The 26,156-nt window shown below is 64.4% G+C and carries 22 protein-coding genes and 3 pseudogenes; 15 read left to right on the forward strand and 10 right to left on the reverse strand.

Annotated elements, in window-relative coordinates:
- Window positions 1–26 precede the first annotated feature (26 nt).
- Window positions 27–1,670 carry a benzoylformate decarboxylase gene (gene mdlC, locus OKW40_RS26400; protein ID WP_429492469.1) on the reverse strand — a complete coding sequence of 548 codons (1,644 nt, stop codon included), beginning with the start codon at window positions 1,668–1,670 and terminating at the stop codon, window positions 27–29.
- 104 nt (window positions 1,671–1,774) lie between these two features.
- Here mdlC and OKW40_RS26405 point away from each other — a divergent pair, with 104 nt between their 5' ends.
- The 6 genes and pseudogenes from OKW40_RS26405 (at window position 1,775) to OKW40_RS26430 (ending at window position 7,710) form a co-directional block, all read left to right on the forward strand.
- Window positions 1,775–2,692 carry a LysR family transcriptional regulator gene (locus tag OKW40_RS26405; RefSeq protein WP_429353302.1) on the forward strand — a complete coding sequence of 306 codons (918 nt, stop codon included), beginning with the start codon at window positions 1,775–1,777 and terminating at the stop codon, window positions 2,690–2,692.
- Between the two features lie 129 nt (window positions 2,693–2,821).
- Window positions 2,822–3,103, forward strand: a pseudogene (locus OKW40_RS26410) (5-oxoproline transporter, DUF969 family subunit); the annotation flags it as partial.
- A gap of 58 nt (window positions 3,104–3,161) precedes the next feature.
- Window positions 3,162–3,335, forward strand: a pseudogene (locus OKW40_RS26415) (5-oxoproline transporter, DUF979 family subunit); the annotation flags it as partial.
- A gap of 10 nt (window positions 3,336–3,345) precedes the next feature.
- Complete coding sequence (locus OKW40_RS26420) at window positions 3,346–4,356, forward strand: DUF2891 domain-containing protein (RefSeq protein ID WP_429492471.1); 1,011 nt, start codon at window positions 3,346–3,348, stop codon at window positions 4,354–4,356.
- Between the two features lie 155 nt (window positions 4,357–4,511).
- Complete coding sequence (locus OKW40_RS26425; protein WP_429492473.1) at window positions 4,512–6,923, forward strand: DNA polymerase II; 2,412 nt, start codon at window positions 4,512–4,514, stop codon at window positions 6,921–6,923.
- A gap of 415 nt (window positions 6,924–7,338) precedes the next feature.
- Window positions 7,339–7,710: a BON domain-containing protein gene (locus OKW40_RS26430; RefSeq protein ID WP_184064654.1), complete on the forward strand. Its 372-nt coding sequence runs from the start codon at window positions 7,339–7,341 to the stop codon at window positions 7,708–7,710.
- Between the two features lie 111 nt (window positions 7,711–7,821).
- Here the strand turns inward: OKW40_RS26430 and OKW40_RS26435 are convergent, their stop codons facing one another.
- The 4 genes from OKW40_RS26435 to OKW40_RS26450 all read right to left on the reverse strand — a co-directional run bounded on the left by OKW40_RS26435 (window position 7,822) and on the right by OKW40_RS26450 (window position 13,271).
- On the reverse strand, window positions 7,822–9,312 hold the full coding sequence (locus OKW40_RS26435) for an MFS transporter (protein WP_429492475.1): 1,491 nt from the start codon (window positions 9,310–9,312) through the stop codon (window positions 7,822–7,824).
- A gap of 134 nt (window positions 9,313–9,446) precedes the next feature.
- Window positions 9,447–11,402: an aconitase family protein gene (locus OKW40_RS26440; RefSeq protein WP_429492477.1), complete on the reverse strand. Its 1,956-nt coding sequence runs from the start codon at window positions 11,400–11,402 to the stop codon at window positions 9,447–9,449.
- 133 nt (window positions 11,403–11,535) lie between these two features.
- Window positions 11,536–12,438 carry a LysR family transcriptional regulator gene (locus OKW40_RS26445; protein WP_184064430.1) on the reverse strand — a complete coding sequence of 301 codons (903 nt, stop codon included), beginning with the start codon at window positions 12,436–12,438 and terminating at the stop codon, window positions 11,536–11,538.
- A gap of 104 nt (window positions 12,439–12,542) precedes the next feature.
- Complete coding sequence (locus OKW40_RS26450; RefSeq protein ID WP_184064427.1) at window positions 12,543–13,271, reverse strand: 2OG-Fe(II) oxygenase; 729 nt, start codon at window positions 13,269–13,271, stop codon at window positions 12,543–12,545.
- Window positions 13,272–13,484: 213 nt separating this feature from the next.
- On the opposite strand from OKW40_RS26450, the gene OKW40_RS26455 reads away from it, so the two are divergent.
- Window positions 13,485–14,132 (forward strand): DsbA family oxidoreductase, encoded by a 648-nt coding sequence (locus tag OKW40_RS26455; protein ID WP_429353295.1) that lies wholly within the window; start codon window positions 13,485–13,487, stop codon window positions 14,130–14,132.
- 187 nt (window positions 14,133–14,319) lie between these two features.
- On the opposite strand, the gene OKW40_RS26460 is transcribed toward OKW40_RS26455, so the two are convergent.
- The gene (locus OKW40_RS26460; protein ID WP_008917257.1) at window positions 14,320–14,640 is read right to left on the reverse strand and encodes a pyrimidine/purine nucleoside phosphorylase; all 321 of its coding nucleotides are present in this window, start codon (window positions 14,638–14,640) and stop codon (window positions 14,320–14,322) included.
- A 197-nt stretch (window positions 14,641–14,837) separates the two neighbouring features.
- On the opposite strand from OKW40_RS26460, the gene OKW40_RS26465 reads away from it, so the two are divergent.
- Entirely contained in the window at window positions 14,838–15,413 is a 576-nt protein-coding gene (locus tag OKW40_RS26465; RefSeq protein WP_429492480.1) for a cysteine hydrolase family protein, read from the forward strand.
- Window positions 15,414–15,468: 55 nt separating this feature from the next.
- Window positions 15,469–15,855, forward strand: a complete 387-nt coding sequence (locus OKW40_RS26470; protein ID WP_090806852.1) for a BON domain-containing protein — start codon at window positions 15,469–15,471, stop codon at window positions 15,853–15,855.
- 143 nt (window positions 15,856–15,998) lie between these two features.
- Here the strand turns inward: OKW40_RS26470 and OKW40_RS26475 are convergent, their stop codons facing one another.
- A complete protein-coding gene (locus OKW40_RS26475; RefSeq protein ID WP_429492482.1) occupies window positions 15,999–16,772 on the reverse strand; it encodes a hypothetical protein in 774 nt (257 codons plus the stop codon).
- Window positions 16,773–17,290: 518 nt separating this feature from the next.
- Between OKW40_RS26475 and OKW40_RS26480 the strand changes: the two genes are divergently transcribed.
- From OKW40_RS26480 to OKW40_RS26495, 4 genes are all read left to right on the forward strand, one after another.
- Complete coding sequence (locus OKW40_RS26480) at window positions 17,291–18,481, forward strand: L-dopachrome tautomerase-related protein (protein ID WP_429492483.1); 1,191 nt, start codon at window positions 17,291–17,293, stop codon at window positions 18,479–18,481.
- A gap of 214 nt (window positions 18,482–18,695) precedes the next feature.
- Window positions 18,696–19,901 carry a paraquat-inducible protein A gene (locus OKW40_RS26485; RefSeq protein ID WP_429492484.1) on the forward strand — a complete coding sequence of 402 codons (1,206 nt, stop codon included), beginning with the start codon at window positions 18,696–18,698 and terminating at the stop codon, window positions 19,899–19,901.
- Window positions 19,898–21,193 (forward strand): MlaD family protein, encoded by a 1,296-nt coding sequence (locus OKW40_RS26490; protein ID WP_429492486.1) that lies wholly within the window; start codon window positions 19,898–19,900, stop codon window positions 21,191–21,193. The genes OKW40_RS26485 and OKW40_RS26490 overlap by 4 nt, the downstream gene beginning before the upstream one ends.
- A complete protein-coding gene (locus OKW40_RS26495) occupies window positions 21,190–21,825 on the forward strand; it encodes a PqiC family protein (protein ID WP_429492488.1) in 636 nt (211 codons plus the stop codon). Before OKW40_RS26490 ends, OKW40_RS26495 begins: the two co-directional genes overlap by 4 nt.
- Before the next feature lie 30 nt (window positions 21,826–21,855).
- On the opposite strand, the pseudogene OKW40_RS26500 reads toward OKW40_RS26495, so the two are convergent.
- The 3 genes and pseudogenes from OKW40_RS26500 to OKW40_RS26510 form a co-directional block, all read right to left on the reverse strand.
- Window positions 21,856–22,209 (reverse strand): annotated as a pseudogene (locus OKW40_RS26500) (GNAT family N-acetyltransferase); the annotation flags it as partial.
- Between the two features lie 173 nt (window positions 22,210–22,382).
- Window positions 22,383–22,742, reverse strand: coding sequence for a protocatechuate 3,4-dioxygenase (locus tag OKW40_RS26505; protein WP_429492490.1), 360 nt, complete (start codon window positions 22,740–22,742; stop codon window positions 22,383–22,385).
- Window positions 22,742–23,584: a gallate dioxygenase gene (locus OKW40_RS26510; RefSeq protein WP_184054301.1), complete on the reverse strand. Its 843-nt coding sequence runs from the start codon at window positions 23,582–23,584 to the stop codon at window positions 22,742–22,744. Before OKW40_RS26510 ends, OKW40_RS26505 begins: the two co-directional genes overlap by 1 nt.
- A gap of 391 nt (window positions 23,585–23,975) precedes the next feature.
- On the opposite strand from OKW40_RS26510, the gene OKW40_RS26515 reads away from it, so the two are divergent.
- Both OKW40_RS26515 and OKW40_RS26520 read left to right on the forward strand, forming a co-directional pair.
- Window positions 23,976–24,677, forward strand: coding sequence for a GntR family transcriptional regulator (locus tag OKW40_RS26515; protein WP_429492492.1), 702 nt, complete (start codon window positions 23,976–23,978; stop codon window positions 24,675–24,677).
- On the forward strand, window positions 24,674–25,978 hold the full coding sequence (locus OKW40_RS26520; RefSeq protein ID WP_429492494.1) for a LysR family transcriptional regulator: 1,305 nt from the start codon (window positions 24,674–24,676) through the stop codon (window positions 25,976–25,978). Before OKW40_RS26515 ends, OKW40_RS26520 begins: the two co-directional genes overlap by 4 nt.
- Window positions 25,979–26,156 lie beyond the last annotated feature (178 nt).

Below are 26,156 nucleotides of genomic sequence, written 5' to 3' on the forward strand. Positions count from 1 at the left end.
CTCCTTTTCGTGAATGGGAAGCGCCGTTACGCGACGATCGCTTCGACGAGCGTGGGACCGCTTTTCACGTCACCTTCGGTCAGCGCGCGACGCAACACGTCGGCAAGTTCAGCCGCCTCGCTGACGCGCGCGCCAGGGCAACCCATGCCCGCCGCGATCGTCACGAAGTCGAGGCCCGGCAGGTCCGTGCCCTGCACGGTCTCGCCAGGCGCGAAACCGAACACCGGCGCGAAATCCTGCAGCGCCGCGTAGCGCGTGTTGTTCAGGATCACGAATGTGATCGGCAGCTGCATCTGCACCGCGCTCCAGATCGCCTGAATCGAGTACATGCTTGAACCGTCGCCGATCAGCGCGATCACGCGCTCGCCCGGCCGCGCAAGCGCAACGCCGAGCGCCGCCGGCATGCCGTAGCCGAGGCCGCCGCTGTCCATCGTCAGGAACGTGCCGGCGCGCGCGATGGGCAGATAGGTCTGCATGATGGGCCGCGAGCTCGGCGCTTCCTCGACGACGATGCCATCGGGATCGCGCACTTCGGCGAGTGTCTGCAACGCGAACGCGACCGACATCCGCTCGCCCCGCGCGGGCGGCAGCGCTCGCGGCGCCACCGCGCGCGGCGCGGGCAACTCGCGCGCTTTGGGCGCGGCGCGCGCGAGCAGATCCTGCACGCCGAGCCGCACGTTGCCGACCGCGGCGATGCCCTGCGGCGTCCATGCGGCAATGCCCGGATCGTCGATCAACTGACACAGCCGCGAGCCCGGGGGCACATGCGGACCACTGCCTTCGACGTGATACGTGAACGCTGGCGCGCCGATCACGAAGATCGCGTCGTGCGCGCCGAGCAACTCGACGATGCGCTCACGCAGCGCCGGCAAAAAGCCCGCGAACAGCCGGTGCGTTTCGGGGAAGCTGCAACGTCCTGTCATCGGCGCGACGTAGACGCGCGCGGCATGCCGCTCCGCGAGGCGCACGACTTCAGCCGCCGCATCCGCGCGATCGACCGCGCCACCGACCACGAACGCGGGCCGCTCGCACGCGTCGAGCACCGTGCCGATGCGTTCGAGCATCGCCGGATCGGGACGCATGATGTGCGCGACCTCACGGTCGGCCACGCGCTCGGCAGGCTGATCCCAGTCGTCGGCGGGAATCGACACGAACACCGGGCCGCGCGGCTCCTGCATCGCGATCGCGTACGCACGCGCGATCGCGAGCGGCACATCCTGCGCGCGAGCCGGCTCGATGCTCCACTTCACGTAGGGCTTCGGCAATTCGGTGGCCTGGGTCGCGGCGAGGAACGGTTCGAACGGCAGGATCGAGCGGGCCTGCTGACCCGCGGTGACGACGAGCGGCGTGCGGTTGCGAAACGCCGTGAAGATATTGCCCATCGCATTGCCGACGCCCGCCGCCGAATGCAGGTTCACGAACGCCGCGTTGCCGGTGGTCTGCGCGTAGCCGTCGGCCATGCCGACCACGACTGCTTCCTGAAGACCGAGCACGTAGCGGAAATCCGCGGGGAAATCGCGGAACATCGGCAGTTCGGTCGAGCCCGGGTTCGCGAAGATCGTCGTCATGCCGACGCGGCGCGCGAAGTCGATGACCGCGTCGCGTACGGTCCACCGCCTGCTCTGTTCTTTTGCGTGTGCCTGATTCTGCTGCGGCGCGCTGCTTGTCATGCGAAGTCTCCTGTCAGGTGAGCGCGGAAAATCGAATGGCCATTATCACGGCCGCCGGGGTAGCCGAAAATTGCCCAATTCGCAAAAAGGCATTACCTTTCGGCATGACTTACAACCTGCAACAACTGCAGGCGTTCGCGGTGATCGTCGAGAGCGGCAGCCTCGGACGCGCCGCCGAAGCCCTGCACATCACACAGCCGGCCTTGAGCCGGACCATCCGCCGTCTCGAGGAACAGGTCGGCGCGCCGCTGTTCGAGCGGCATTCGCGCGGCATGCATCTGACCGCGGTCGGCGAGGCGCTGCTGCCGCACGCGATCCAGTTGCAACGCGAAGCCGAACAGGCGCGCGAGGAAATCGACGCGATGCGCGGCCTCGCGCGCGGCACGATCCGCGTCGGCGCGGTCGGCAGCATCGCGAGCCTCGTGCTGCCGCTCGCGGTGAGCGGCGTGTTGACGAAGTGGCCGAACCTGCGCGTGGAGATCATCGAGGGCGTGTGGGACCGGCTCGCCGATGCGCTCGTCAAACGTCAGATCGATCTCGCGCTCAGCATGGCCGTGCCCGATACCGACGAGATCACCGCGATCGCCGATTGCCGCTGGGAAGACGCGAGCTACGTGGTCGCCGCGCTCGATCATCCGCTGCGGCGCAAGCCTGACCTCACGCTCGCCGACACGCTGGGCCAACGCTGGGCGATTCCGCCACGCGGCACCGGCCCGTTCGAGCACATGCAGAGTGTGTTTGCCGAGCGCGGGCTGGGACTGCCGAACGTCGTCGTCGAAACGCGCTCGGTCACGGCGCTGAAGAGCCTGGTCGCGCGTTCGGGCTTTCTGAGCTGGATGGCGTCGACGATGTACGTGACCGAAAGCAAGGCCGGCGTGTTCGATACGCTCGGCGTCCCAGGCGTGGTCGGGCGGCGCACGTTGACCGCGTTCCGGCGGCGCCAGGGGATTCTGCCGAGCCCGGCGGTCAAGCTGCTGGAGCAGTTGCGGCAGTTGACGGCGGAGGGTATGACCGCGGGTTGATCGTTTCCCGCACACGCTGCCACTTTCTCGGCGTTTACCCGATAAGTAGATTTTATCGACTATTTATCAATAAAGTCTCGCGTTAGATTCCGTCGCCATGCGTCGAGGAAACGAAGCAAGGAGAGCCGGATGGGGGTTTTGATTGGCGTGCCGATCGTGGTGCTCGGGTTCGCATTGCACTTCAACGCGCTGCTGGTGGTGACGATCGCGGGCGTCGCGACCTGGATAGCCGGCGGCTTGCAGACGGTGGAGATCGTCAGCGCGTTCGGCAAGGCATTCGCGGATAACCGCTACATGGGCCTGATCTGGCTCACGCTGCCGGTCATCGCGCTGCTCGAACGCAACGGTCTGAAGCAACAGGCGCGGCATCTGATCTCGCGCCTGCATGCGGCCACCACCGGCCGCGTGCTCTCATCACGCTGGTCGGTACGCTGACGCTCAAGTACGCGCCCTTCGTCGAAACGAAGAATCTGGTTTCTGCGGCACGCTGATGACGCCGATGGCGGCGAACTTCAACATCGTCCCCGCCGCGCTGCTCGAACTGAAGGACCAGAACGGCGTGATCAAGGCGCAATGGCCGACCGCTTTACTATTGCTGATCGTCAACAGCATACTGTTGTACGTGTTCGTATTCCGCTTCTGAGGAACCGCCGATGACCACCCAGCTCACCCGCGAATTCGCGTCCAGATTCGCCAATGTCGCACTCGCCCACCTCACGCGCGAATACCCGAACAAGCTCACGCACTCGCTCGAAGGACCGCAGGACGTGCAGGGTCCGCGCGCCTTGCATCCGATCTTCTACGGCAGCTACGACTGGCATTCGTGCGTGCACGGTTACTGGCTGATCCTGCATCTGCTCGAACGCTTCCCCGATCTGCCCGAGGCCGCGCGCATCATCGCCGTGGTCGACGAGCATTTCACCGCGGCGAACGTCGCCGGCGAACTCGCGTATCTGGAGCTGCCGCACAACCGCGGCTTCGAGCGGCCGTATGGCTGGGCGTGGCTGCTCGCGCTCGGCGCGCAGTTGCAGTCGATGAAAATCTCGGAAGCCGCGCGCTGTGCGAAGACGTTCGCGCCGCTCACTCAGGCGTTCGTCGAGCGCTTCGAGGAGTTCCTGCCGAAAGCAACCTATCCGCTGCGCGTCGGCACGCACTTCAACATGGCGTTCGCGCTCGCGCTGACGCTCGATTTCGCGCGGCAAACCTCGCGCGAATCGCTCGAGGCGCTGATCGTCAGCACCGCGGAGCGCTGGTATCTGGACGACGTCGCGTGTCAGGCATGGGAGCCGGCCGGCGACGAGTTCCTGTCGCCGTCGCTGATGGAAGCGGAATTGATGCGGCGTGTGTTGCCGTCGGCGCAGTTCGCCGACTGGTTCGGACGCTTCCTGCCGGACCTCGGCGCGAAAAAACCGGCGACGCTGTTCGAGCCCGTCACCGTGACCGATCGCAGCGACGGCAAGATCGCGCATCTGGACGGCCTCAATCTGAGCCGCGCGTGGTGCCAGCGTGCGCTCGCGCGCGCGCTGCCCGCCGGCGACGTGCGTCGCACCGTGCTGTTCGATGCGGCCGAGCGTCATCTGCACAGCGCGCTGCCGCATGTGACCGGCGACTACATGGGCGAGCACTGGCTCGCCACGTTCGCGACGCTGGCGCTCGAAGCTTGAGCGAACCGGGAACGAACTGAACCGGCTTTGAAGAGATAAAGCCGTGCTGGTTGGGGCGCTTCAGTACGAAGCGCCCTTTTCATTGCCCGTTCAACAGTCCCTGCCTGCGGCGGTAAAATCGCGCAAGGCGATTGCGCCGCTTTAAAGGTGGAAGTTTGACTGAGTTCGAGCAGGGTTTCATTTTGACCCGACATTGGCGGGACACGCCCGCCGGCACGGAAATCGAGTTCTGGCTGGCCACGCACAGCGGGCCGCGCCACATCCGTCTGCGCCCTCAGCCGTCCGTCGCCTTCATTCCGGCCGAACATCGCGAACGCGCCGAAACGATCCTGCGCCGCGACGCGCCGCTCGATCTGCGTTCGCTCGAATTGCGCGACTTCCAGCATCGGCCGGTCAGCGGGCTTTACTGCGCGCAATACCGGCAATTGAAGGGCTTCGAGAAGCGCCTCAGAGAAGGCGGTGTCGATGTCTACGAAGCCGATATCCAGCCGCCCGAGCGCTACATGATGGAGCGCTTCATCACCGCGCCGGTGTGGTTCAGCGGCGTGCCGCAGCAGAATGGTTCGGGGCTCGATGGCCCCTGGCTCGACAGCGAACTCAAACCGTCCAACGACTATCGTCCGCCGTTGAAGCTCGTGTCGCTCGACATCGAAACGAGCGCGCATGCCGAGCTATATTCGATCGCGCTCGAAGGCTGCGGCGAGCGGCAGGTGTATATGCTTGGGCCGCCGAATGGCAACATCGGCAACAACGGCAACATCGGCAATGTCACCGACGCCATCGACTTCAAGCTCGAATACTGCGAAACCCGCGCACGGCTGCTCGAAAAGCTGATCGAGTGGATGGAGCGGCACGATCCCGATGCGATCATCGGCTGGAACCTCGTGCAGTTCGATCTGAAGGTACTGCAACAACATGCCGAGCAGTATCGCGTGCCGCTGCGCATCGGACGAGGCGGCGCGGTGATGGAGTGGCGCGAACACGGCGTCACGCGCAATCACTTTTTCGCGGGCGTGGCGGGTCGTTGGGTCATCGACGGCATCGAGGCATTGCGTTCGGCGACGTGGAGCTTCCCGTCGTTCAGCCTCGAATACGTGTCGCGCTCGGTGCTGGGCGAAGGCAAGGCGATCGACAATCCGTATCAGCGCATGGACGAAATCCAGCGCCGCTTCGACGAAGACAAGCCCGCGCTCGCGCGTTACAACCTGAAGGACTGCGAGCTCGTCACGCGTATCTTCGCGAAGACCGAGTTGCTGCCGTTCCTGCTCGAACGCGCGACCGTGACGGGCCTGCCCGCCGATCGCAGCGGCGGCTCGGTCGCGGCGTTCACGCATCTGTACATGCCGCGCATGCATCGGCAGGGCTATGTCGCGCCGAATCTCGGCGACGTGGCCGGCGCCGCGAGCCCCGGCGGCTTCGTGATGGATTCGCGGCCCGGGCTCTACGACTCGGTGCTCGTGCTCGACTACAAGAGCCTGTATCCGTCGATCATCCGCACGTTTCTGATCGACCCGCTCGGTCTGGTCGAAGGCATGCTGCATCCCGACGACGCGAGCTCGGTGCCGGGCTTTCTCGGCGCGCGCTTTTCACGCACGCGTCACTGCTTACCGTCGATCGTCGCGCAGGTGTGGCAGGCACGCGAAGCGGCCAAGCGCGAGCACAACAAGCCGCTGTCGCAGGCGCTGAAGATCATCATGAACGCGTTCTATGGCGTGCTAGGCTCGACCGGCTGCCGCTTCTTCGATCCGCGGCTTGCGTCGTCGATCACGATGCGCGGCCACGAGATCATGCACACGACACGCGAGCTGATCGAGGCGCAAGGCTACGAAGTGATTTACGGCGACACCGATTCGACCTTCGTCTGGCTCAGGCACGCGCATGACGAGGAAGACGCCGCGCGCATCGGCCGCGCGCTCGTCGAACATATCAACGCGGCGTGGCGGCAGAAGCTGCAGGCGCGCTTCGGTATCGACAGTGCGTTGGAACTGCAATTCGAGCGGCACTACCGGCGCTTTTTCATGCCGACGGTGCGCGGTGCCGAGGAAGGCAGCAAGAAACGCTACGCAGGACTTACGGTATTGCCGGACGGCCGCGAGGACGTGGTCTACAAAGGGCTCGAAACCGTGCGCACCGATTGGACGCCGCTTGCGCAGCAGTTTCAGCAGGAACTGTATCGGCGCATCTTCAAGCAGCAGCCGTATCAGGATTACGTGCGCGACTATGTGCGCGATACGCTCGCCGGCCGGCTCGACGATCAGCTCGTCTATCGCAAGCAGTTGCGCAGACCGATCGACGCTTACGAGCGCAACGTGCCACCGCATGTGCGCGCGGCACGCGTCGCCGATGAGTTCAATCGCCGGCAGGGACGTCCGCTGCAATATCAGAACGGCGGCTGGATCAGCTACGTGATGACGGTGGCCGGCCCCGAGCCGCTCGAAACGCTGCGCTCGGCGATCGACTACGAGCACTATCTGACGCGGCAATTGCAGCCGGTTGCCGACGCGATTCTGCCGTTGCTACGCGACGATTTCACGACGCTGATGTCGGGGCAGAAGCAGTTGTTCTGATCGTGGCGGCGAACGCGCGGCTGCGAGCATGGACGAATTGCCTACTTCACCATGGACGGCGGCTCGGCCTCTTCATCGGAGTGCGTGTTATGCACAGCAAAGGTGCGGCAGGGCGAGTTGCCGCGGCTCGCGTATCGCATGCTCCGCGCTACCGGTAATCCGTGATTAAAGGCGGAAAAAAACTAATCCCTGGTTTTGATTTGCAACCCTATCAACAGAATTAGAGCGCCATCATAATTTGAAGTATTGTAATTTCTTCGGTTGTCCGCGCAATTGGCCGGTTTGCATTGCTGCTTGACCTAACCCTTTATTGTCCTATAGTGCCATTTGATCCGCCTCAGAAATATTGTGGGGGCGTGTGTCTGATATCCCTGAATCTGTAGCCCCAACGATCTGCAACGACAGGAGAAGATGCATGAAAGCAATCCACGCCGTCAAACTGGTCGGTACCGCCCTTCTGATTTCGGGTTCGATTCACGCCTATGCGCAGGCGAGCAACGCTAACGCCCCTGCGTCTGCCCCGACCACGACGCCCGAAGCCCGATCGCATTACAAGTCAATGAAAGCAGCGAACCGGGCGCTACAGCGTCAGGTTCGAAATGCGCTGGTGAAAGATAGGAACATCTCCACGGCCAATATCACAGTTCGCGCCCGCGATGGTGCTGTCACGCTGCAGGGCAGCGTACCGCTTCAGGCAGAAAGCGACCGGGCAACCGAGGTGGCGAAAGGGGTGCCTGGCGTAACTTCGGTCAGGAACGCGCTGTCGATCCGTCCTGTGGGCACCTGAAGCAGTCCTGGACCCCGCTTTGCAGGAAGGCCGGCGCTCTGACCGTGCATTCCATTGAGGGCATAGCCAATGCGGCACATGGTGGCGGGCCGGCTCGACAGCCGGCCTTCGCTATGCGGATATCTTCTCGAGTTCGAGCCCTTTCGTCTTCGGCCCCATCAAGCCAATCGCCAGCATCACGATCAGCATCGCGCCCGCGATGAACACGAACACGCCGGTCGTGCCGAAGTAGCGCAATACGGCCGCGATCAGAAAGGCCGTGAAAATCGCGGAAAAGCGGCTCCACGAGTAGACGAAGCCGACCGCGCGCGCCCGGATGCTGGTCGGAAACAGTTCGGCCTGGTACGCGTGATAACTGTACGAAATGATGTTGCCGGCCAGCGTCAGGCACACTCCGAGGCTCACGAGGAGCACCGCACCCGATACCTGACTGAACCACAACCCGCACACGATATTGACGCCGGCCATCACGACGATTACCGTCTTGCGCTCGAAGCGGTCGCCGATAAACAGCCCGATGATCGGACCGAGCGGCGCGGCCAATGCGATCACGCTCGAATACATCAGGCTCGTCGTGATCGTGATGCCCTGCTTGATCAGCAGCGTCGGCACCCAGTTCGCGAAGCCATAGAAGCCGACCGTCTGGAAGATGTTGAAGATCGTCATCATCAGCGTGCGGCTGCGGTACGGCGGCACCCACATGTCGCGGAAGCTGCCGCGCGGTGGGATCGGCACCGGCGGCGCCGGCGGCGGCAACTCGCGGCCATATTCGTGACGTACCTTCGCCTCGAGCGCGTTCATCACGCGGTCGGCTTCGGCGAGACGTCCTTGCTGCGCGAGCCAGCGCGGGCTTTCCGGCAACGCGCGGCGAATCCACCAGACGAATAGCGCGCCATGCGCGCCGATCAGCACGACCCAGCGCCAGCCGTCCAGACCGAACAGCGTGCGCGGCACCAGCAGAAACGATAGAAACGCGACCACCGGCACGGCCGTGAAGCCGACCGCCTGCTCGCACGCGAACGCGCGGCCGCGGATCTGCTTCGGCACCAGCTCGGAGATGTACGTGCCGATCGTCACCAGTTCGACGCCGATGCCGACACCGGCGACGAAGCGCCAGAAATTAAGGCCCGTCGCGGTCTCCTGAAACGCCATCACGAGGTTCGCCGCGGTGTACCACAGCAGCGACCAGGTGAACACCGCGCGCCGCCCGAAGCGATCCGCGAGGAAACCGCACGCGATCGTGCCGATAAACAGGCCGCCAAACAGCGCGGCGATGAAACTCGCGACGCCGGTCGAGCCGAACAGGCCATGCGTGGTCGCGGTCAACATGCCGCTTTTCACGAGGCCCGGCGCGATATAGCCGGAGTACAGCAGGTCGTAGAGTTCGAAGAAGAAGCCGAGGCTCAGCAGCACCACCAGCTTCCAGACGGAGCGCGTGGCGGGCAAGCGGTCGAGGCGCGCCGAAATGCTGCCGGCGTCGAGCGATGCGTGGCCCGCCACCTGCGCGGGCGTGCTGCGCTCGGCGCTGCCGGCCGCGTCAGTGGAATGCGCCACGGTACCGCCGCTGCGCGCGACGGACCCCGCGGGATCGGGGAATGCCATGTTGTCTGTCTCCTTCTGTTGCGACTGCTTTTACGGCAGGGCTGATCGCTTACCGCGGCCGGTTCGATGCCGGCCTTGCGTCCTGTCGCGCGTCGCACGCGCCACGATGGGTCGGCCGGAGTCCGGCCAGCATTCTAGCCGTGCCCGCGTTGCAATTGTTCGAACGTGGTGATTTTTCCGGCCAGCGCGCTCGCCGCGACCGTGTACGGGCTCGCGAGCCAGACGTCGCCAGGTCCCGAACGGCCGGGGAAATTGCGGTTGATCGCGCTGATCGTCACGTCGTTCGGGTTGGCCGATTGTCCCGGTCCGCAGTTTGCGCACGAGCCGCAGCCAGGCATCACGAGCGTCACGCCCGCGCGCTCGAACACCGGCAGATAGCCCTGCTCCTCGCAATACGCGCGCACCGCCATCGTGCCGAATTGCAGATACAAACGCGTGCGCTCGGGCACCCGTAGGCCGTGCTCGACGCCCCAGCGCAGCACCTCGTGATAGAAATCGAAGTCCTCGCGCTTGCCCGCGGTGCACGAGCCGCCGTACGCGATATCGATCGCGACGTCCTGTTCGAGCCGCGGCGCCGGCACGCCATTGCCGGGGTCGCCCGGACGCGCGAGCATCGGTTCGATCGCGTTCGCATCGATATGGATCGTGTCGCGATAGGTCGCGTCCGCGTCGCTTTTCATCCAGCCTTCCAGCACGAAATCGACGCCGCGCCGCTCCTTCAGGAACGCGACCGTGCACTCGTCCGGTTCGACGATGCCGGTGAAGCCGCCGAGTTCCGCGACCATGTTGGTCAGCGTCGCACGTTCGTCGATCGACATCGCGCGCACCGCCGCGCCGCCGTATTCGAACACGAGGCCGATCGCGCCGCCCGAGCGAATCGCCTCCATCCGCAGCAGATGCAGCACGACGTCCTTCGCGGTCACGCCGTCGCGCAACTGGCCGTCGATCTCGATGCGCATCGTCTCCGGCACTTTGCAGCGCACGTAGCCCGTGACCCAGCTATTGGCGATCTCGGTCGCGCCCGCGCCAAATGCGAGGCAGCCGAGCGCGCCCGAGTGCGGCGTGTGCGAATCGGTACCGCATGCTACCTGGCCCGGCAGCGCGTATTGCTCGGCCATCAACGCATGACAGATGCCCTCGGAGCCGGGCACACCATCGAGCGCACCGTGCGAGCGCACCGGGTAGTCGCGCGAAAACGTCGTGTGGCCTTCCATCAGATTCGCGACGCCCGGCAACAGACCGTCGCGCACGTGAGGGATGCTCTGCGGCGCGAGCACCAGATGATCCTGGAACGCGATGATGTGATCCGGCGCATGCAGCGGCGCGGGCTTGCCGAACGCCCGATGCATCAGATGCGCGCACATGCCGGTGAAATAGTCATGGCTGAAGCGCCAGTCGGCGGCGATGAACACGCCGTCGCCGCGCTGCGCGCTCGCGGTGCCCGGATGCAGATGACGGTCGATGATCTTCTCGACCAGCGTTCTCGGCTCGGCGCCCGGCGCCTCGTTCGGGGCATCGCTCGCGCGCTCGCCCGGCGCGGGCCACTCCGCAAACCGGCTATACGCGAGCAGCCCGCCGCTGCGGATGATCTGCTGCGTGAGCGAGTCGCGGCCTTTGAGGAATTCGTCGATCGGCACCGCTTCGCCTGCAAGCAGGCGATCGAGCACGGAAAAATCGGTCGTGGTCAGAATGCCGATGTTGTCGCAGTTCTGCTGATAGATACGCTCGAAGCTCTCGGCAACGATCAGGCGAATACCTGCGGACAACTCCGCGAGCGGGCTCGATTCGCGCGACGAGCCCTTGCCGTAGCGCTTGCCGGCCACCGTCACGCGAAAGCCGCCGTCCTTCACCGCATTGCGGCCGATCGGCAGACCCTCGCCGGCCTTGAAGCCGACGTACGGGTACTGGCCGAGGCGCTCGTCGTAGGTGAGCATTACGGTGACGGGCGTGATCTCGTCCGTCGACACGTTGTCGCGCAACGGCCCCGCCGTGTCGCGAGTGAAGTTTTCGCCGGCCAGTTGCGCCTCGATCACGGCCGGGTCTTGCGACAGGTACAGCACGCGGCCGTCCAAACGAATCGTATCGCTCATCACTGCATTCTCCTTGCGCTCACTATACGGCGCGCAAGGTGGATGCCGAAGTGCCGGTGCGGCAACGCTGCCGTCTCGTTTCGCGAATGCTCGATGGCGGAGCCGCGGCGCGCAGTGCGGGCGGTGGAATCGTCTAAGGCGGATTGCCGAGGAACGACACCAGCGCGGCCGCGCTCGCGCTCAACTGCTCGCGCGCCTTGAAGATGATGATCAGATGACGCTCCGCCCACGCATCGGCAAGCGGCAGCAGCCGCACGTCGAGCGTGTTCACGTAGAGCAGGCCGACCGGCTCGGGCACGATCGCGATGCCGAGCCCCGCATGCACCATCCGGCACAGCGCATCGAGACTGCTCACGCGCATCCGCACGTCGAGCTGCTGGCCCGCGCTCGCCGCCTGCTGCGCGAGCAAACGCGTGAGCGCGCTTTCGCTGCGCAAGCCGACGAAGCTGTCGTGCAACAGATCGTCGAAGTTCACCCGCGCCGCGCTGGCGAGCCGATGCCCACCCGGCACGAGCACCGCGAGCCGGTCCTGGCGATACGGCACCTGCTCGAACGCCTCACTGCCAGCAACCGGATTGCAGATGCCGAAGTCCGCGCCGTGTTCGTCGACGATACGCAGCACGTCCGCACTGTTTTCTTCTTCGAGTTCGATCGCTACATCCGGGAACGCGCGGCCGAACGCGGCCACGTCTTCAGGCAGAAACTGCACGATCGACGACAGATTCGCAACCACCCTCACGCGCCCTTTGACGCCCGTCGAAAAGCGCGACAACTCCGCGCTCATCTGCTCGATATTGCCGATGATCGCGAGCGCGTAGCGCAGCACGGTCTCGCCGACCGGCGTCACGGTAATGCCGCGCGACTGCCGTTGAATCACCGGCAGGCCGATCAGCGCCTCGATCTCGGCGATGCGCCGGCTCACCGCCGACGACGCGATGAACTCGCGCTCCGCCGCGCGCGCGATATTGCGCTCCTGGCAAACGGCGACGAACAGACGCAGCGAAGTCAGATCGAGTTTCTTGAGCAGGTTTTCCATGGGACGAGGCGACGGATCTTACGACAATGGCGGCAGATCGCTGGAATCGTGGCCGTTATCGTCTCACGGCACGCGGTGTTGCGCCATTGCGCCGACAGCGGCCCTCACAGCGCATCATGAAAGATGATGCCGACCGTATGCCGATGTCCCGAGCGCAGGCGGCTCACGCCGTGCCGCAGATTCACGCGATACGGCCCGCGCGTACCCTGCACGGGCCGGCTGTTCACGGTGAACACGACCGCGTCGCCCTTCGCGAGCGGCACGACTTCGGCACGCGACTGCATGCGCGGACGCTGCTCGGTCATCACGAACTCGCCGCCTGTGAAGTCGCGCCCCGGCTCCGACAGCAGTACCGCAACCTGCAGCGGGAACACGTGTTCGCCGTACAGATCCTGATGCAGGCAGTTGAAATCGCCCTCGCCGTATTGCAGGATCAGCGGCGTCGGACGCACCTGGCCGGCGTCATGGCAGCGTCGAATGAAATCCGCATGTTTCGGCGGATAGCGCACGTCGATGCCCATCGCCATGTTCCAGCGGTTCGCGACCGGCACGAGGTGCGGATAAAGGGCACCGCGCAAGCCGCCGACGAGCGACGGCAGCGGATACGCAAAGTACTTGTATTCGCCGCGACCGAAGCCGTGGCGCGCCATGACGACGCGGCTGCGATAAAGCGCGTCGCGTGTATAGAGCGCGCTCAGCGCGTCGCATTCGCGGGGCGTCAACAGTTGCGGCACGGCGGCGCAGCCGTACTGATCGAGATCGTGTTCGATCCGCGGCCAGTCGAGTGCGTCGACGCGTTGGTCGATCGTTTGGGTGGGAGCGATTGCGTTCATCGTCGATGAGTGGGCGGCGCGGGCTCGTCGCCCGCGCCATCAAAGTAGGTAGCTCGATGAACTTAGTGTACGAGTGTGGTGGCGGGAAAACACTCCGGGTCTTGCGGTCAAATTCAGCCGCACTGCACGGACGGACGATTCACGCTACGCTGTCGGTATCGTTGCGGCCGCACTTGCCGCCGCCGCATCGCACTTCATTCCGCCAGGACAACCATGAAACAGCAACTCACCATCGATTTTGTTTCCGACATCGCCTGCCCGTGGTGCGCGATCGGCCTGTCGTCGCTGCAGCTCGCGCTCGCGCGGCTTCAGGACAAAATCGACGCGCGCATCGTCGTGCATCCATTCGAACTGAATCCGCAGATGGGACCGGACGGCGAAGACATCGTCGAGTATCTCGGCAAGAAATACGGCCGCACGGCCGAGCAGATCGCCGAAACGCAGGCGATGATCCGCGAACGCGGCGCGAGCGTCGGCTTCGATTTCGGTCCGCGCATCCGCACCTACAACACGTTCGACGCGCACCGCCTGCTGCATTGGGCCGGCCTGAAGGGCCACCAGTTACCGCTGAAGCTCGCGCTATTGCGCGCGTATCATGCCGACGGCAAGAATCCGGGCAATCATGACGTGCTGGTCGAAGCGGCCCAGTCGGTAGGACTCGACGCCGACGAAGCGCGCGACGTGCTGACGAGCGGCGCGTATGCCGATGAAGTGCGCGAAGCGGAAAAGAACAATCAGGAAATGGGCATTCAATCGGTGCCGTCGATCATTTTCAACCGCCGCTATCTGGTGACCGGCGGCCAGCCGGTCGAGCAATTCGTGCAGGTGATCGAGGAGATCGGGGCGAAAGAGACAGCGTAAGGTTCATCGTCGAAGCGAAGCGTAATGGACGGCCCATTCTGAGCACCTGGCTCAGGCATGCACTCGCGAATGCTTGTGTGTTATCTCTTCAACACATCTGAGCAACGAGAGCCTGGGTCCATTGTCCAAGCCGTCCCGGCTGCTTGCAACAGCTCTTTCTTATCCCACTGCACGCGCCTAAAGCCGCTTACAGATAGCTGCAAACGTAGTCCAGCGTTTCGACCACATCGATATCGAAGCGGCTCTTGCCAGGCACCGAGAACGATTCGCCCGCGCCATAGGTCTTCCACTCATCGCTGCCGTCGAGACGGATGCGGCATTTGCCCGCCTGCACTTCCATCAGCTCCGGCGCGTCGGTGCCGAAGTTCAGCGTGCCGGGCAGGATCACGCCGAGCGTCTTGCGCGTGCCGTCGGCGAACAGCACGGTGTGCGACACGCACTTGCCGTCGAAGTACACGTTGGCTCGTTTGACAACAGAAACCTGGTCGAATTGCGTTGCAGCCGTCATGGCGGTCTTCCTCTGGATCATCGTGAAGGGATGCGTTGCGGCCCGGTGGGCGCGGCAGACGGCGCGCGATCCGCGCAAGCCGCCCGCGCAGGGCGCCCTGCCGTGCGCGAGCCCGCCATCATACATGGCTATTGATGGCGGCAATACGGTAAAGTCTGCCAGAACCATATCGACACCTACACAGACTCATTCGACCCATGCGCTCTCCCGCTCCTTCCGCCGGCGCCGTATTGTTGTTGATCGATCTGCAACGCGCGATCGATCATCCGAGCTGGGGCGAGCGCAACAATCCCGCAGCCGAGACGCAGGTGAGCCGCTTGCTCGCGCATTGGCGTAGCCGAGGCTGGCCGGTGTGGCATGTGCGGCACGACTCGACGGAGCCTGGGTCGCACTATCGGCCGGGTCAGGCGGGACACGAATTCAAGGCGTCCAACGTGCCGTTGCCCGACGAACCGGTGATTGCGAAACGCACGAACAACGCGTTCATCGGCACGGGACTCGAGGACCGCCTGCGCGCCGCCGGCCACACGACGCTGGTCGTGGCGGGTGTCATCACCAACAACTCGGTCGAGACGACGGTGCGGATGGCCGGCAACCTCGGCTTCGATACGTATCTCGTGGCCGACGGCTGTTTCACTTTTGCACGGACCGACTGGCACGGAACGCCGCGCAGCGCCGACGACATTCACGCGATGTCACTGGCCAATCTCGATCACGAGTACTGCACGGTCGTCACGACGGACGCGCTATTGGGCAACGGGCAAGCGCAATAGCCGCAACGTCGATCTGCTGCGCGGCGAGCGACAATCAGGTGGTACAGGAGGACTTGTGAGAAAAGACAGCGCGAGCACCCTAATTGGCGCCATTGCCGCGGCAGCGATTGCGATCGGCACTGCGACCTGTGCGAATGCGCAAACCAGTGGCGGCATGCCGAACGATGCTTCCGCGCAAAGCCAATCCATCGCGGCATCGCCGGCTCGCAACAGACCCGATAGCGAACTCGCGCGCGACGTGCGGCGCGCGCTCGCACGCACACCGAACCTGCATTCAACGTCGATTCACGTGCAGGCGCGCCGCGGTATCGTGACGCTGACCGGTTGGGTACCGCAGCGCGCTCAGGTGCAACGCGCGGGCAGTGTCGCGAGATCGGTGCGCGGAGTCAGACAGGTGAATAACCATTTGAATGTGCGCACGAGAGGTGCCAGCGGTCACTAGCGCAAAAACGAATAAAAGAAAGTACTCAGCCCGCCACGAATGCGGCGGGCTGAGTACTTTCTATCGGCCAATCAATCGATGCGTGCGAGTATTCGCCGCGGCGGTCCATTGCTGCGCAACGCCGCCACGACTCGCGCAATACCTCAACGCCACATACGATAGCTGTAGACCGGCGCGCGATACGCATACACGCGCGGCTGCGCCCAATAGACCGGCGGACGATAAACCTGATAAGCGACAGGCGCGGCCGGTTGAACCACCGTTTCCACGACCTGCGGCATTTCATCGTATTGCGCCTGCGGATAAACCGGCACGTACTGCACGGGCGGCTGAGGATAGTCCTGCCGCACGTATACCGGCTGGTTGTCGTAGACCGGCTGCATCTGCGCGTAGGCCGGCGCCTGCTGGTATTGCATTGGCGGCGCGTATTGCGGCTGCTGGTACACCTGCTGATATTGCTGTTGCGGCGGCGGTTGCGGCACCTGACGCTGCGCGTATTGGACCGGCCGCGGCTTCTGAGGCTGCGGCGGAATGCTCGTGTACTTCGAGTTATCGTCTTCGGGAACGCCCGGCGGCAGCGGCGGCACGTCGACCCGCGCGACGTCGGTCCTGGCGGGTTGCCGCTGACCGTGATTGTGCGAGTCGATCATTGCCTGGTAATCGGCCTGATCCTGCTTGCCGCGATTGATATAGCCATTGCGATACGCGCGGGCCACGTCCGACATCTTCGCATTCGGATCTTCTTTCATGCCGTCCGCATTGACCTTGTACTCGTTCGGACTGAGCGAGCCAGCCGGCACCTCGTCGTCGGACGCATAGGCCGCTTCGGGCCCGTCGGCCCACGCTGGATAACATTGCAGCGTTAGCACCGAAGCGACCGTCGTCACCCCGAGCCCCCAAAGCGTCGTTGTTCTCATGATCCACCTCGCGGCCGATTAAGAGTATTGAAAGCCGAAATTTTTACTTGCAGGCGTTGCTATTTGTCTGCGCGTGCAATTGTTATTTTCTAGCACATTCCTTTGACGTCGGCATTATTTTTTCTTTGCAAATGAGCGGTGTAGCGCACGAGTGACACGGCGGGTCCAAAGGCGAGTCAGGAGAAACCCTGAGAGTCAGAGTTGCCGAAATGGACCGTTTGGTACGGCGGCTCCGCACGCCGCCGCGGCGCGATTCTTTTCGCCCTGAATGACGTAGTAGCAACGCGGCCTTTTAGCGCGCCATGTCGTATCAAGCGCCACGCGACAACTCGGCTTTCCCTATTGCGCGCACTACCGTTCTCTGCTCGCGCGAAAGTCAAACAATTCGCATAAAGGACGGTCCGCAATTCACGTTGAATACCTTCCGAAAGATTCGCGGATTACGATTCACTTTATCTTTGCACGCGACATTCGCTTTACTGAATACGGACATTTCCGTCCTGTCCCGGAGGCAGCCCATGAAAGACACCGCCACGCCAACCGCCGCCGATCGGGTTCCACTGACCGCCGCGCCTGCATCGAGCGCCGGTGACGACGGCTCGCTGCCGCATCTGCGCGAGATTGCGTCGTTCGGGCACCAGGTGACCGGCGTCGCCGTCGCCGCGGACGGACGCATCTTCGTCAACTTCCCGCGCTGGACAGAAGACGCGCCGATCTCCGTCGGCGTACTCACGCCCGATGGCGACGTCCGTCCTTATCCCGACGATCGATGGAACGGCTGGCGCAATGCCAGGCGTGACGAGTTGAACCCGCAGGATCGCTGGGTCTGCGTGCAGGCGATGCTGTGCGATTCCCAAAACAACCTGTGGGTACTCGACCCCGGCGCGCCGGCCCAGGCGTTCGTCGTGCCGGGTGCCCCTAAACTGGTCCGCATCGATCTTGCGACGGATAGCGTCGTCGGCTGCATTGCGTTCACGCTCGACATCGCGTCTCAGGGCAGCTATCTGAACGACGTGCGCATCAGTCCCGACGGCCGTTTCGCCTACATCACGGACTCTGGAACACGCGGCGCGATCGTGGTGGTCGATCTCGGCACCGGTCAAGCGCGCCGCGTGCTCGACGGGCATCCGTCGACGCAAACGGATCCGGGCGTCACGGTCCATGCTGGCGGCGCACCATTGCGGCGTCCCGATGGACGCGGCGTCGAATTGGCGGCCGACGGCATCGCGCTCACTCGCGATGGACTGTATCTGTACTGGCAGGCGGTGAAGGGCAAAACGCTTTACCGCGTGCCCACCGAAGCGCTTCGCGATACCACGCTCGCGACCGATGAAGTCGGCAACCGCGTCGAGAAAGTGCTCGAGCATCGCCCCGCCGACGGGCTGCACATCGACCGGACGGGACGCCTGCTGATTACCGCGGTCGAAGAACACGCGGTGAAGGTATGGGACGGCGCGACATTGACGACGTTGCTGCACGAGCCCGGCCTGCGATGGCCGGATACGTTCGCGGAAGGGCCGGACGGCACGATCTACCTGACCGATTCACGCATTCCCGAGATGAACTGGTTCAAGCCGGGCCACCCCGACGCGCTGTCCTCGAGGTTGCTGATCATTGCCGACGCCGCTCCGTCAGCGGCGCCGAACACCAAACCGGGCACGCCGCCCGGCTCGCAAAGCGAAGCGGATCGGAACCGCTCACCCGACTGACGCCACACCGCCGCCGCCGACCGTCCGCGCTGCCCGGCGCGCCGAGGCCGGCCGGGAACGCGCCATGCTAGTGCAGGACAAGAGCTGGCGCGCGCCAGCGCGTCTGCCGTACATGCACGCGCCAAACGGCGCCCGGGGGTCGAGGGATGATCGGCGAAACCTCATTCGCAACGCGCTGCCCGCCTGAAAACGGACAGCCGATGGAGAACGTCGCATGACGATCGGCTGCCCCGAATGCGGCGCGCTCGAAGACATCCCGCCGCTCACCGCCCATACCTACGCGCGTTGCCGCGCCTGTCACTTTCCGCTCGAGCGGCGTAGCGGCCGAAGCCAGACCGCAGCGCTCGCCTGCGCGAGCGCGACCTTCGTATTGCTGTTTCCGGCCAACCTCGCGCCCCTGATGTATGTCCACATGCTCGGCGTCGAACGCTCATCACTGCTGTCGTCGGGCATCGTGGAGATGTGGAACGATGGCTGGTTCATTCTCGCGGTACTGCTCGGCACCTTCGGTATCGTGCTGCCATTCATCCGCTTTGGCGGCCTCGTGATCGTCCTCGCCGCGCTGCGGCTCGGCCGGCGTACCAGAGGAATCGGCGCGCTGTTTCGCTGGACCACCTCGCTCGATATCTGGACCATGCCCGATGTCTATCTGGTCGGCTGCTTCGTCGGTTACGCGCGCGTGACGCAGAATCTGACCGGCACGATCGCCCCCGGCGGCTACTGCTTCATCGCCGCGGCGCTGCTGTCGATGCTCACGCGCGCGTCGCTCGACCGGAGAACCGTGTGGCGCGCGATCGCCGCGGAAAACGAGTTGCCGGAACATGAAGCGCCGCTGTCCTGCACGGTTTGCGATCTGGTCGTGCCGATGTCGCAGGAGGGGCGCCCCTGCCCTCGCTGCGCACTGACGTTGCGCGCTCGCAAAACCGACGCCGACGTGCGCGCGGCTGCGCTGTCGCTCGCCGCGCTCGTTCTGACGATCCCGGCCAACTTCTTTCCGATGACCACTTCGATGCAACTCGGGCGGACCCACTCAACCCGGATCATCGACGGCGTCTACCAACTGTTTCACGCTGGCCTGTGGCCGCTCGGCATTCTGATCATCTGTACGAGCATCGTCATTCCGGTGGCGAAGATTCTCGGCATGGCATGGTTCGTCGTCTCCGTTCGGCGCCGTTCGCGCCGGCATCTGCGGGTCAAGGCGCATCTGTACCGCCTGATCGACGAACTCGGCCGATGGTCGTACGTCGACGTGTTCACGATCGCGGCGTTCGTGCCGCTGGTCCGGTTCGACGGCATCGCCGCGGCGCGACCCGCCATTGGCGCCACCGCGTTCGCGCTGGTCGTGTTTCTGACGATGGCCGCTTCGCGCGCATTCGACCCGCGCCTGATGTGGGACGTCCACCCGCGGAGCAAGCGATGAGCGGCACGCGTCCCCGTCGTTCGCAGGCCCAGGTGCGGCGCAGCGCGTGGCCCGGCTGGATCTGGGCGGTGCCGGTCGCAGCCTTCGCGATGGCCGGATGGCTCGGCGTTCGCGCGTTGATGAATCATGGCGAGACGGTCACGGTAACCTTCGACAACGCGTACGGCATGAAGCCCGACGACACGATTGTCACGCTGCGCGGCGTGAAGGTCGGCGCCGTCTCGGAGATTACGCTCGCGCCCGATGGCCAACACGTGAAAGCCGAACTCAAGATAGATCGCGCCGAAAAAAAGTATCTGCGCAGCGAGACCAGGTTTTTCCTGCGCGGCGCCCACGTGGATCTCAACGATCCAGCGTCGATCAAGGCAGTGCTGTCCGGCCCCGAGATCGTGATGGAGCCCGGGCCCGGCGAACCGGCATCGCGTTTCGACGGAGTCGATCGCCGCCCCGCGCTCGCGCCGGGGCACGGCCCGGTCGTCACCTATCTGGTGCGCTTCGACGGTGCGGTCGGCGACCTGAAGAGTGGTGCCGATGTGCAATTGCGCGGTTTCGACGTGGGCACCGTCACCAGCGTGCGCCTGAACTACGACGCACGCACGGGCGCGCTGAGCACCCCGGTGCAGATCGCGCTGAACCCGTCGCAGCTTGGCATCGTCGGCGCGCCGCCACCGGCCAACGGGGACTGGCGCCCGCTCGTCGATGGCATGCTCACCCGCCTCGTCGCCACAGGCTTGCGCGCGCGGTTGTCGCAAGATCCGCCGCTCGTCGGCGCGGACAAGATCAACCTCGACTTCGTGCAAGGCGCGCCGGTGGCGACGCTCGCCAGCGAGGACGGCCTGCCCGTCATTCCGAGTGTCGCCGCCGCGAATCTCGACACGACGATGGCCAAGGCCAACGAGGTGATCCAGAAAATCGACGATCTTCCGATCCGGCAAACCGGCGAACAGGTCCGCAGTATCGCCGCGCATATCAACGCCCTCAGTTCCTCGCCTCAGATCAAGGACAGCCTGACGCACATCGACCACTCGGTCGCGCAGATCGATCACACGTTGCAGCAGGTCTCGCCACAGATCGGTCCGCTCGTCGCGCAATTGCGCGAGACGGCGAACGCGGCCGATCGCACCGTTGCCGCGGCGAACCGGACGCTAGGCGGCGACGCGTCGAGCCAGAACGACCTGCCTGCCGCCATGCAGGAGCTGACCGACACCGCACGCTCGATTCGGGCACTGGCCGACTATCTCGACCGCCATCCGGAGGCGCTGATCCATGGCAGGCAGCAGGAGGCTCAATGATGACGAGGTCCACGTTCCCCGTCGGACGCGCCGTCGCGGCATTGCTCGCGACGAGCGCCAGGACGGCGGCGTTTGTCGTAACCGTCGTGGCGATGACGCTCGCCGGATGCGGACACAGCATACCGACACGCTATGTGACGTTGAACCCGATGCCCGCCGACGCGCCGCCCGCCACGGCGCCGATCCCACCGATTCAACTGACCGCCGTGCATATTCCCGCGGTGCTCGATCGGCTCGAAGTCGTCACGCTGGCTTCGCAGAACCGGCTGACGATCGACGATAGCGACCTGTGGGGCGCACCGCTCGCTCTGATGATGCGCAAAACGCTTGCACAGGACTTGCTCACGCGGCTGCCCGCCGGATCGTTCGTCGTTCCGGATGCACCCGCGCCGCCCGGCACGCGCAGGCTGGTCGTCACCGTGCTGAATGCCACGGCCGACGAGAGCGGCACGCTGACGCTGCAAGCGGAGTGGACGCTGCTGGCCGGGCACTCGGATCAGGCGCCGCTGCGGCAGCAGGTGACGCTCGACTCCGCAATCGATGGACACGGTGCGCTCGCGCAGGCGGCCGCGTTGAGCCGCGTTCTCGGCGAATTGGCCGACCGGATCGCGGGGTCGGTCCTCGCGCACTGACCGACGGCGTCGAGTTCGCTGCCGCGCCGATCACGCAGTACCGTTATCGCCTTCCCTTGCGCAAAGCCGGTTGAAACGCTGCTCGACCACGCGTGTTCCCCATTGCGTGCCTTCCGATTCTTCACTTAGCCGAAAGCCGAATGACTCGTACAGATGACGCGCCGCGTCGAGCCCCTTGAACGTCCATAGATAGGTTTCGTCGAACCGCTCGTCGACGAAACGCATGGCATGCGACAGCAATTGCCGTCCAATCCCGGCGCCGCGCAAAGAATCGTCGACGATGAACCAGCGCAAATGAGCGACACCCGTGTCGTTATCCCCGTCGATCACGACAGACGCGAGCGTGCGGCCGTTTTCGACGTATAGCCAAAGCCCTTTACCTTTCAACCGCTTGACGGTCAACGCCAACGGCACAGCAAAGAAGATATGCGACATGAACCCGCCGATAATCACGGCCGGGTCGAAGTAAGCCAGGTGGCTTGAACTACACATCGGAACCTCAAATCGGATTGCCCGGCGGACAGCGCTGCCTTGATGCGCGCCTTGATGCGCGGCCTTTAAACGGCGTCGGGTACCTGACGAGTCTTCAGAAACGCTTCGAGCGTTTCGCCGCGCATGCTCGCGTACACGCCGAGATTGGTGATCTTCACCACACGCGCGAACTTCTCGAGCACGAAGAAAGACACCCCATAACGGATCAGACCGATCCAGTCGGTGTTGTCGACCAGCCTGCGTTCTTCCGGCGTCAGGCCGGCCGCATCGTATGAGGCGGTGCGGTTTTCGAGCCACAGCGCGCGCGCCGACGCTTCGCGCATCTGCCAGAAAAAGCGGTTCAGGCGCATCGCCTTCATGCTCTGGCGGATATCGAACGGATACGTGCCGGTCAGTTCTTCGACGCCAACCAGTTGCGGATTCATTACGCCACCTCTTCTTCGTAGATCGTCACGGCCATCGCGGTGCTGGTCGCCAGGTAGTAGCTGCGATGCAGTTCGCGGACCTTCTGACCCAGCGCGCCGCGCATCGCGAGCCACATGATCGTCTCGACGCTTTCCGCGCCGCCGAGGCGCACGTAATCGACGTGCTTCATCGCGGCAAGACGCTCCGGATCGCTGACGATCAGGTCGAGGAATTCCATGTCCCATTCGGTGTTGTTGAAGCCGCTGCGTTCGCCATGCACCTGGTGCGACAGCCCGCCCGTGCCGACCACCACGACCTTCAGATCCTGCTCGAACGATTCGATCGCGCGACGCAGCGCCTGGCCGAGCCGGTAGCAGCGATTCGCGGTGGGCAGCGGATACTGCAGCACGTTCACTTCGAGCGGCACCAGCGACAGCGGCCAGCCGCCCTGATGCGGCAGCATCAGCGACAGCGGCGAATTGACGCCGTGATCGAGCGGGCGGTCCTGGAAGACGGTCAGATCGAATTCGTCGGCGACCAGTTGTTCGACGATATGGATCGCGAGATCCGGATGACCGGCGATGTCGGGCAGCGGACGCTTGCCGGCGCCTTCATCGGCGAACTCGTGGTTGGGCGACACGCCGAGCGCGAACGTGGGATAGCAGTCGAAGAAGAAGCTGTTCGCGTGGTCGTTGTAGAACATCACCATCACGTCGGGCTTCTGCTCGGCCAGCCACTGCGCCACCGGTTCATAACCCTTGAACATCGGCGCCCATGCCGGTTCGTTCTGCTTGCCCTTGTCGTACGCCAACCCGATCGTGGGTACATGGGACGTGCCGATACCACCAATGATTCTTGCCATCTTCGTTCTCTTCCGTCACTTCGTGCTGCTGCCAATCGGATAGGTCGCCAGGTTTACCGCGCTAGTCACCATGACCGTCTTGGGATACAAAGATAGAAATTGTGCCGCGATACGGGAAGCACGGGTATACCTCAGGCAGCGCCGGGTTGACGAGTAAAAACCCGGCATTTGCGCGGCCAAAGCGCGGATGAAGCGCACCCCGACCCACGCCGCGCAGGGCTCCCTCGGTATCCCAAGCCGGTGAGGCAAGCCTTCCGCGACGCCTTGGCATCTCGGCACGCGATAAATAAAACAGATGGCCCGGAAAACAACTCGCAACGCACATTTCCAAGGCTTGGAGCGGTGCTGCACGCGTGGCTATACTGCGCTGCTTCCGACGAGCGACGAAACGATGAACGAGACCACCCAGCAAGCGATTGTGCAGACCTTACGCGAGAAGATCCTGTCGGGCGAACTGTCGCCCGGGCAGCGGCTCGTCGAAGCGCAGCTTGCGCAATGGCTCGGCGTGTCGCGCACGCCGCTGCGTTATGCGTTGAGCGTGCTGTCGTCGGAAGGCCTGCTCGATCGTTCGGGCTCGCGCGGTTACGTCGTGCGCCGCTTCAGCGTGCGCGACGTGCTCGACGCGATCGACGTGCGCGGCGTGCTCGAGGGACTCGCCGCGCGCTCGGTCGCCGAAAACGGCGTGAGCCCCGCGCTCGCCGCCGCGCTCGACGACTGCCTGCGTGAAGGCGACGCGATCTTCGAGCAAAAGCATCTGCAGCCAGGCGACGACGTGCGCTACGCGCAGATGAACGGCCGCTTTCATGCGCTGATCGTCGAAGCGGCGCAGAACCAGGCGGTCACGGCCGCGCTCAGTCTGAACGACAAGGTGCCGTTCGTGTCGCCGTTCACGATCGCGTTCGACGAATCCGCGCGCGAGCGTCAATTCATGATGCTGACGTACGCGCATCGCCAGCATCACGCGATCGTCGACGCGCTGAAAAAAGGCGAAGGCGCGCGCGTCGATGCGTTGATGAAGGAGCACACGCAGATCTCGAAGGAAAGTCTGAATCTGTCGCTGCCGTCGTTGCATCTGATCGCGGGCGCGGCATGAGCAACGACACGCTTTCCGCCGCCACCAGCCAGGCGAGCGCCAAAGCGCCGCTGTCGGTCAGCAAGGACCTGCTCAATCTCGCGCAACTGCGCGCATTCCGGCTCGTCGCCGATATGGGAAGCGCGACGCGCGCGGCGGCCGCGTTGTTTCGCGCGCAGTCGGCGGTCACGCGCTCCGTGCAGGAGCTCGAGTCGGCGCTCGGCGAAGCGCTGTTCGATCGCGGTCCTTCGGGCATGCTGCCCACTCCGGTCGGCCGCGCGGTGCTGCATCGCTGCGAGCGGATCTTCGCTGAACTCGAAGAACTCGCCCGATGGTGCGCCGCGCGACAGACGCGCCGCCGGCCCGTCGCGGAAGGCGCATTGCCCGCGTATCTGCTCAACACGCGGCGGTTGCAACTATTCGCGGCGCTCGCGCGGCATCGGCATATGCCGAGCGCGGCAAAAACCTTCGGCATCAGCCAGCCCGCGGTGAGCACCGCGATCCGGGTACTCGAAAGCGGCTCGGGACTGAGTCTGTTTCACCGCAGCCCGCGCGGCATTCTGCTGACGGCCGAGGGCGAGACGTTCCTGCTTCACGTGCGCCGCGCGCTGAACGAACTGCGCCACGTCCCCGACGATATCGCCGCATTGCACGGCAAGATTCAGGGCTCGGTGACAGTCGGCGCGTTGCCGCTCGGGCGCACGCTGATCCTGCCGAAGGCGATCGCGCGAATGACCTCGGAGAATCCGGGCGTGCGCGTGGTCACCGACGAAAGCGCATACGAGACGCTCGTGGCCGGTCTGCGAGCGGGCGACATCGATTTCATTCTCGGCGCGCTGCGCGACAACGACGCGACGAGCGGCCTGAAAAACGAGCGGCTGATGTCGGAAGACATGGTGGTGCTGGTGCGCCGCGGTCATCCGCTGACTCACGCGCACGATCTGACCATCATGGGTCTGCGCGACGCGCAGTGGATTCTGCCGCGCAGCAACGCGCCGGCGCGTGCGCTGTTCGAAACGCAATTCAAGCGGATGAAGGTGAAGCCGCCTCTGCCGACCGTCGAAACCGCCGACCTCGCGGTGATTCGCGGCCTGCTGCTCGGTACCGACATGGCGGCGGCCTTGTCGGCGCAGCAGCTGCATCACGAGATTCAGTCCGGGCAATTGGTGGTGCTCGATGTACCGCTGCACAACACGCGGCGCGAGATCGGCCTGACGATGCGCGCGGCGGGCACGCCGTCACCGGCCGCGCGCGCATTGATCGACGCGATCCGGCTGTCGGTCGTCGATGTGACGCGCACCGTCAGTATCGGCGCGAACTGAGCACTTCCATTGATTAGGGCGACAAAGAGTGGAGGCTTCTTGCGTTGCGCCTGGTTCGTGCGTCCATGGGCATTGGAAAAGGACTTCGTCATAAACCTGCGAAGACGCGCACCGCATTGGACCGCCGCGCATGGAACCGTGCCGGCTCCGGCACGAACCGCAAGCGGAAATAGCATAG

The organism is Paraburkholderia sp. RAU6.4a, from assembly GCF_050435625.1.
GTDB lineage: Bacteria > Pseudomonadota > Gammaproteobacteria > Burkholderiales > Burkholderiaceae > Paraburkholderia > Paraburkholderia tuberum.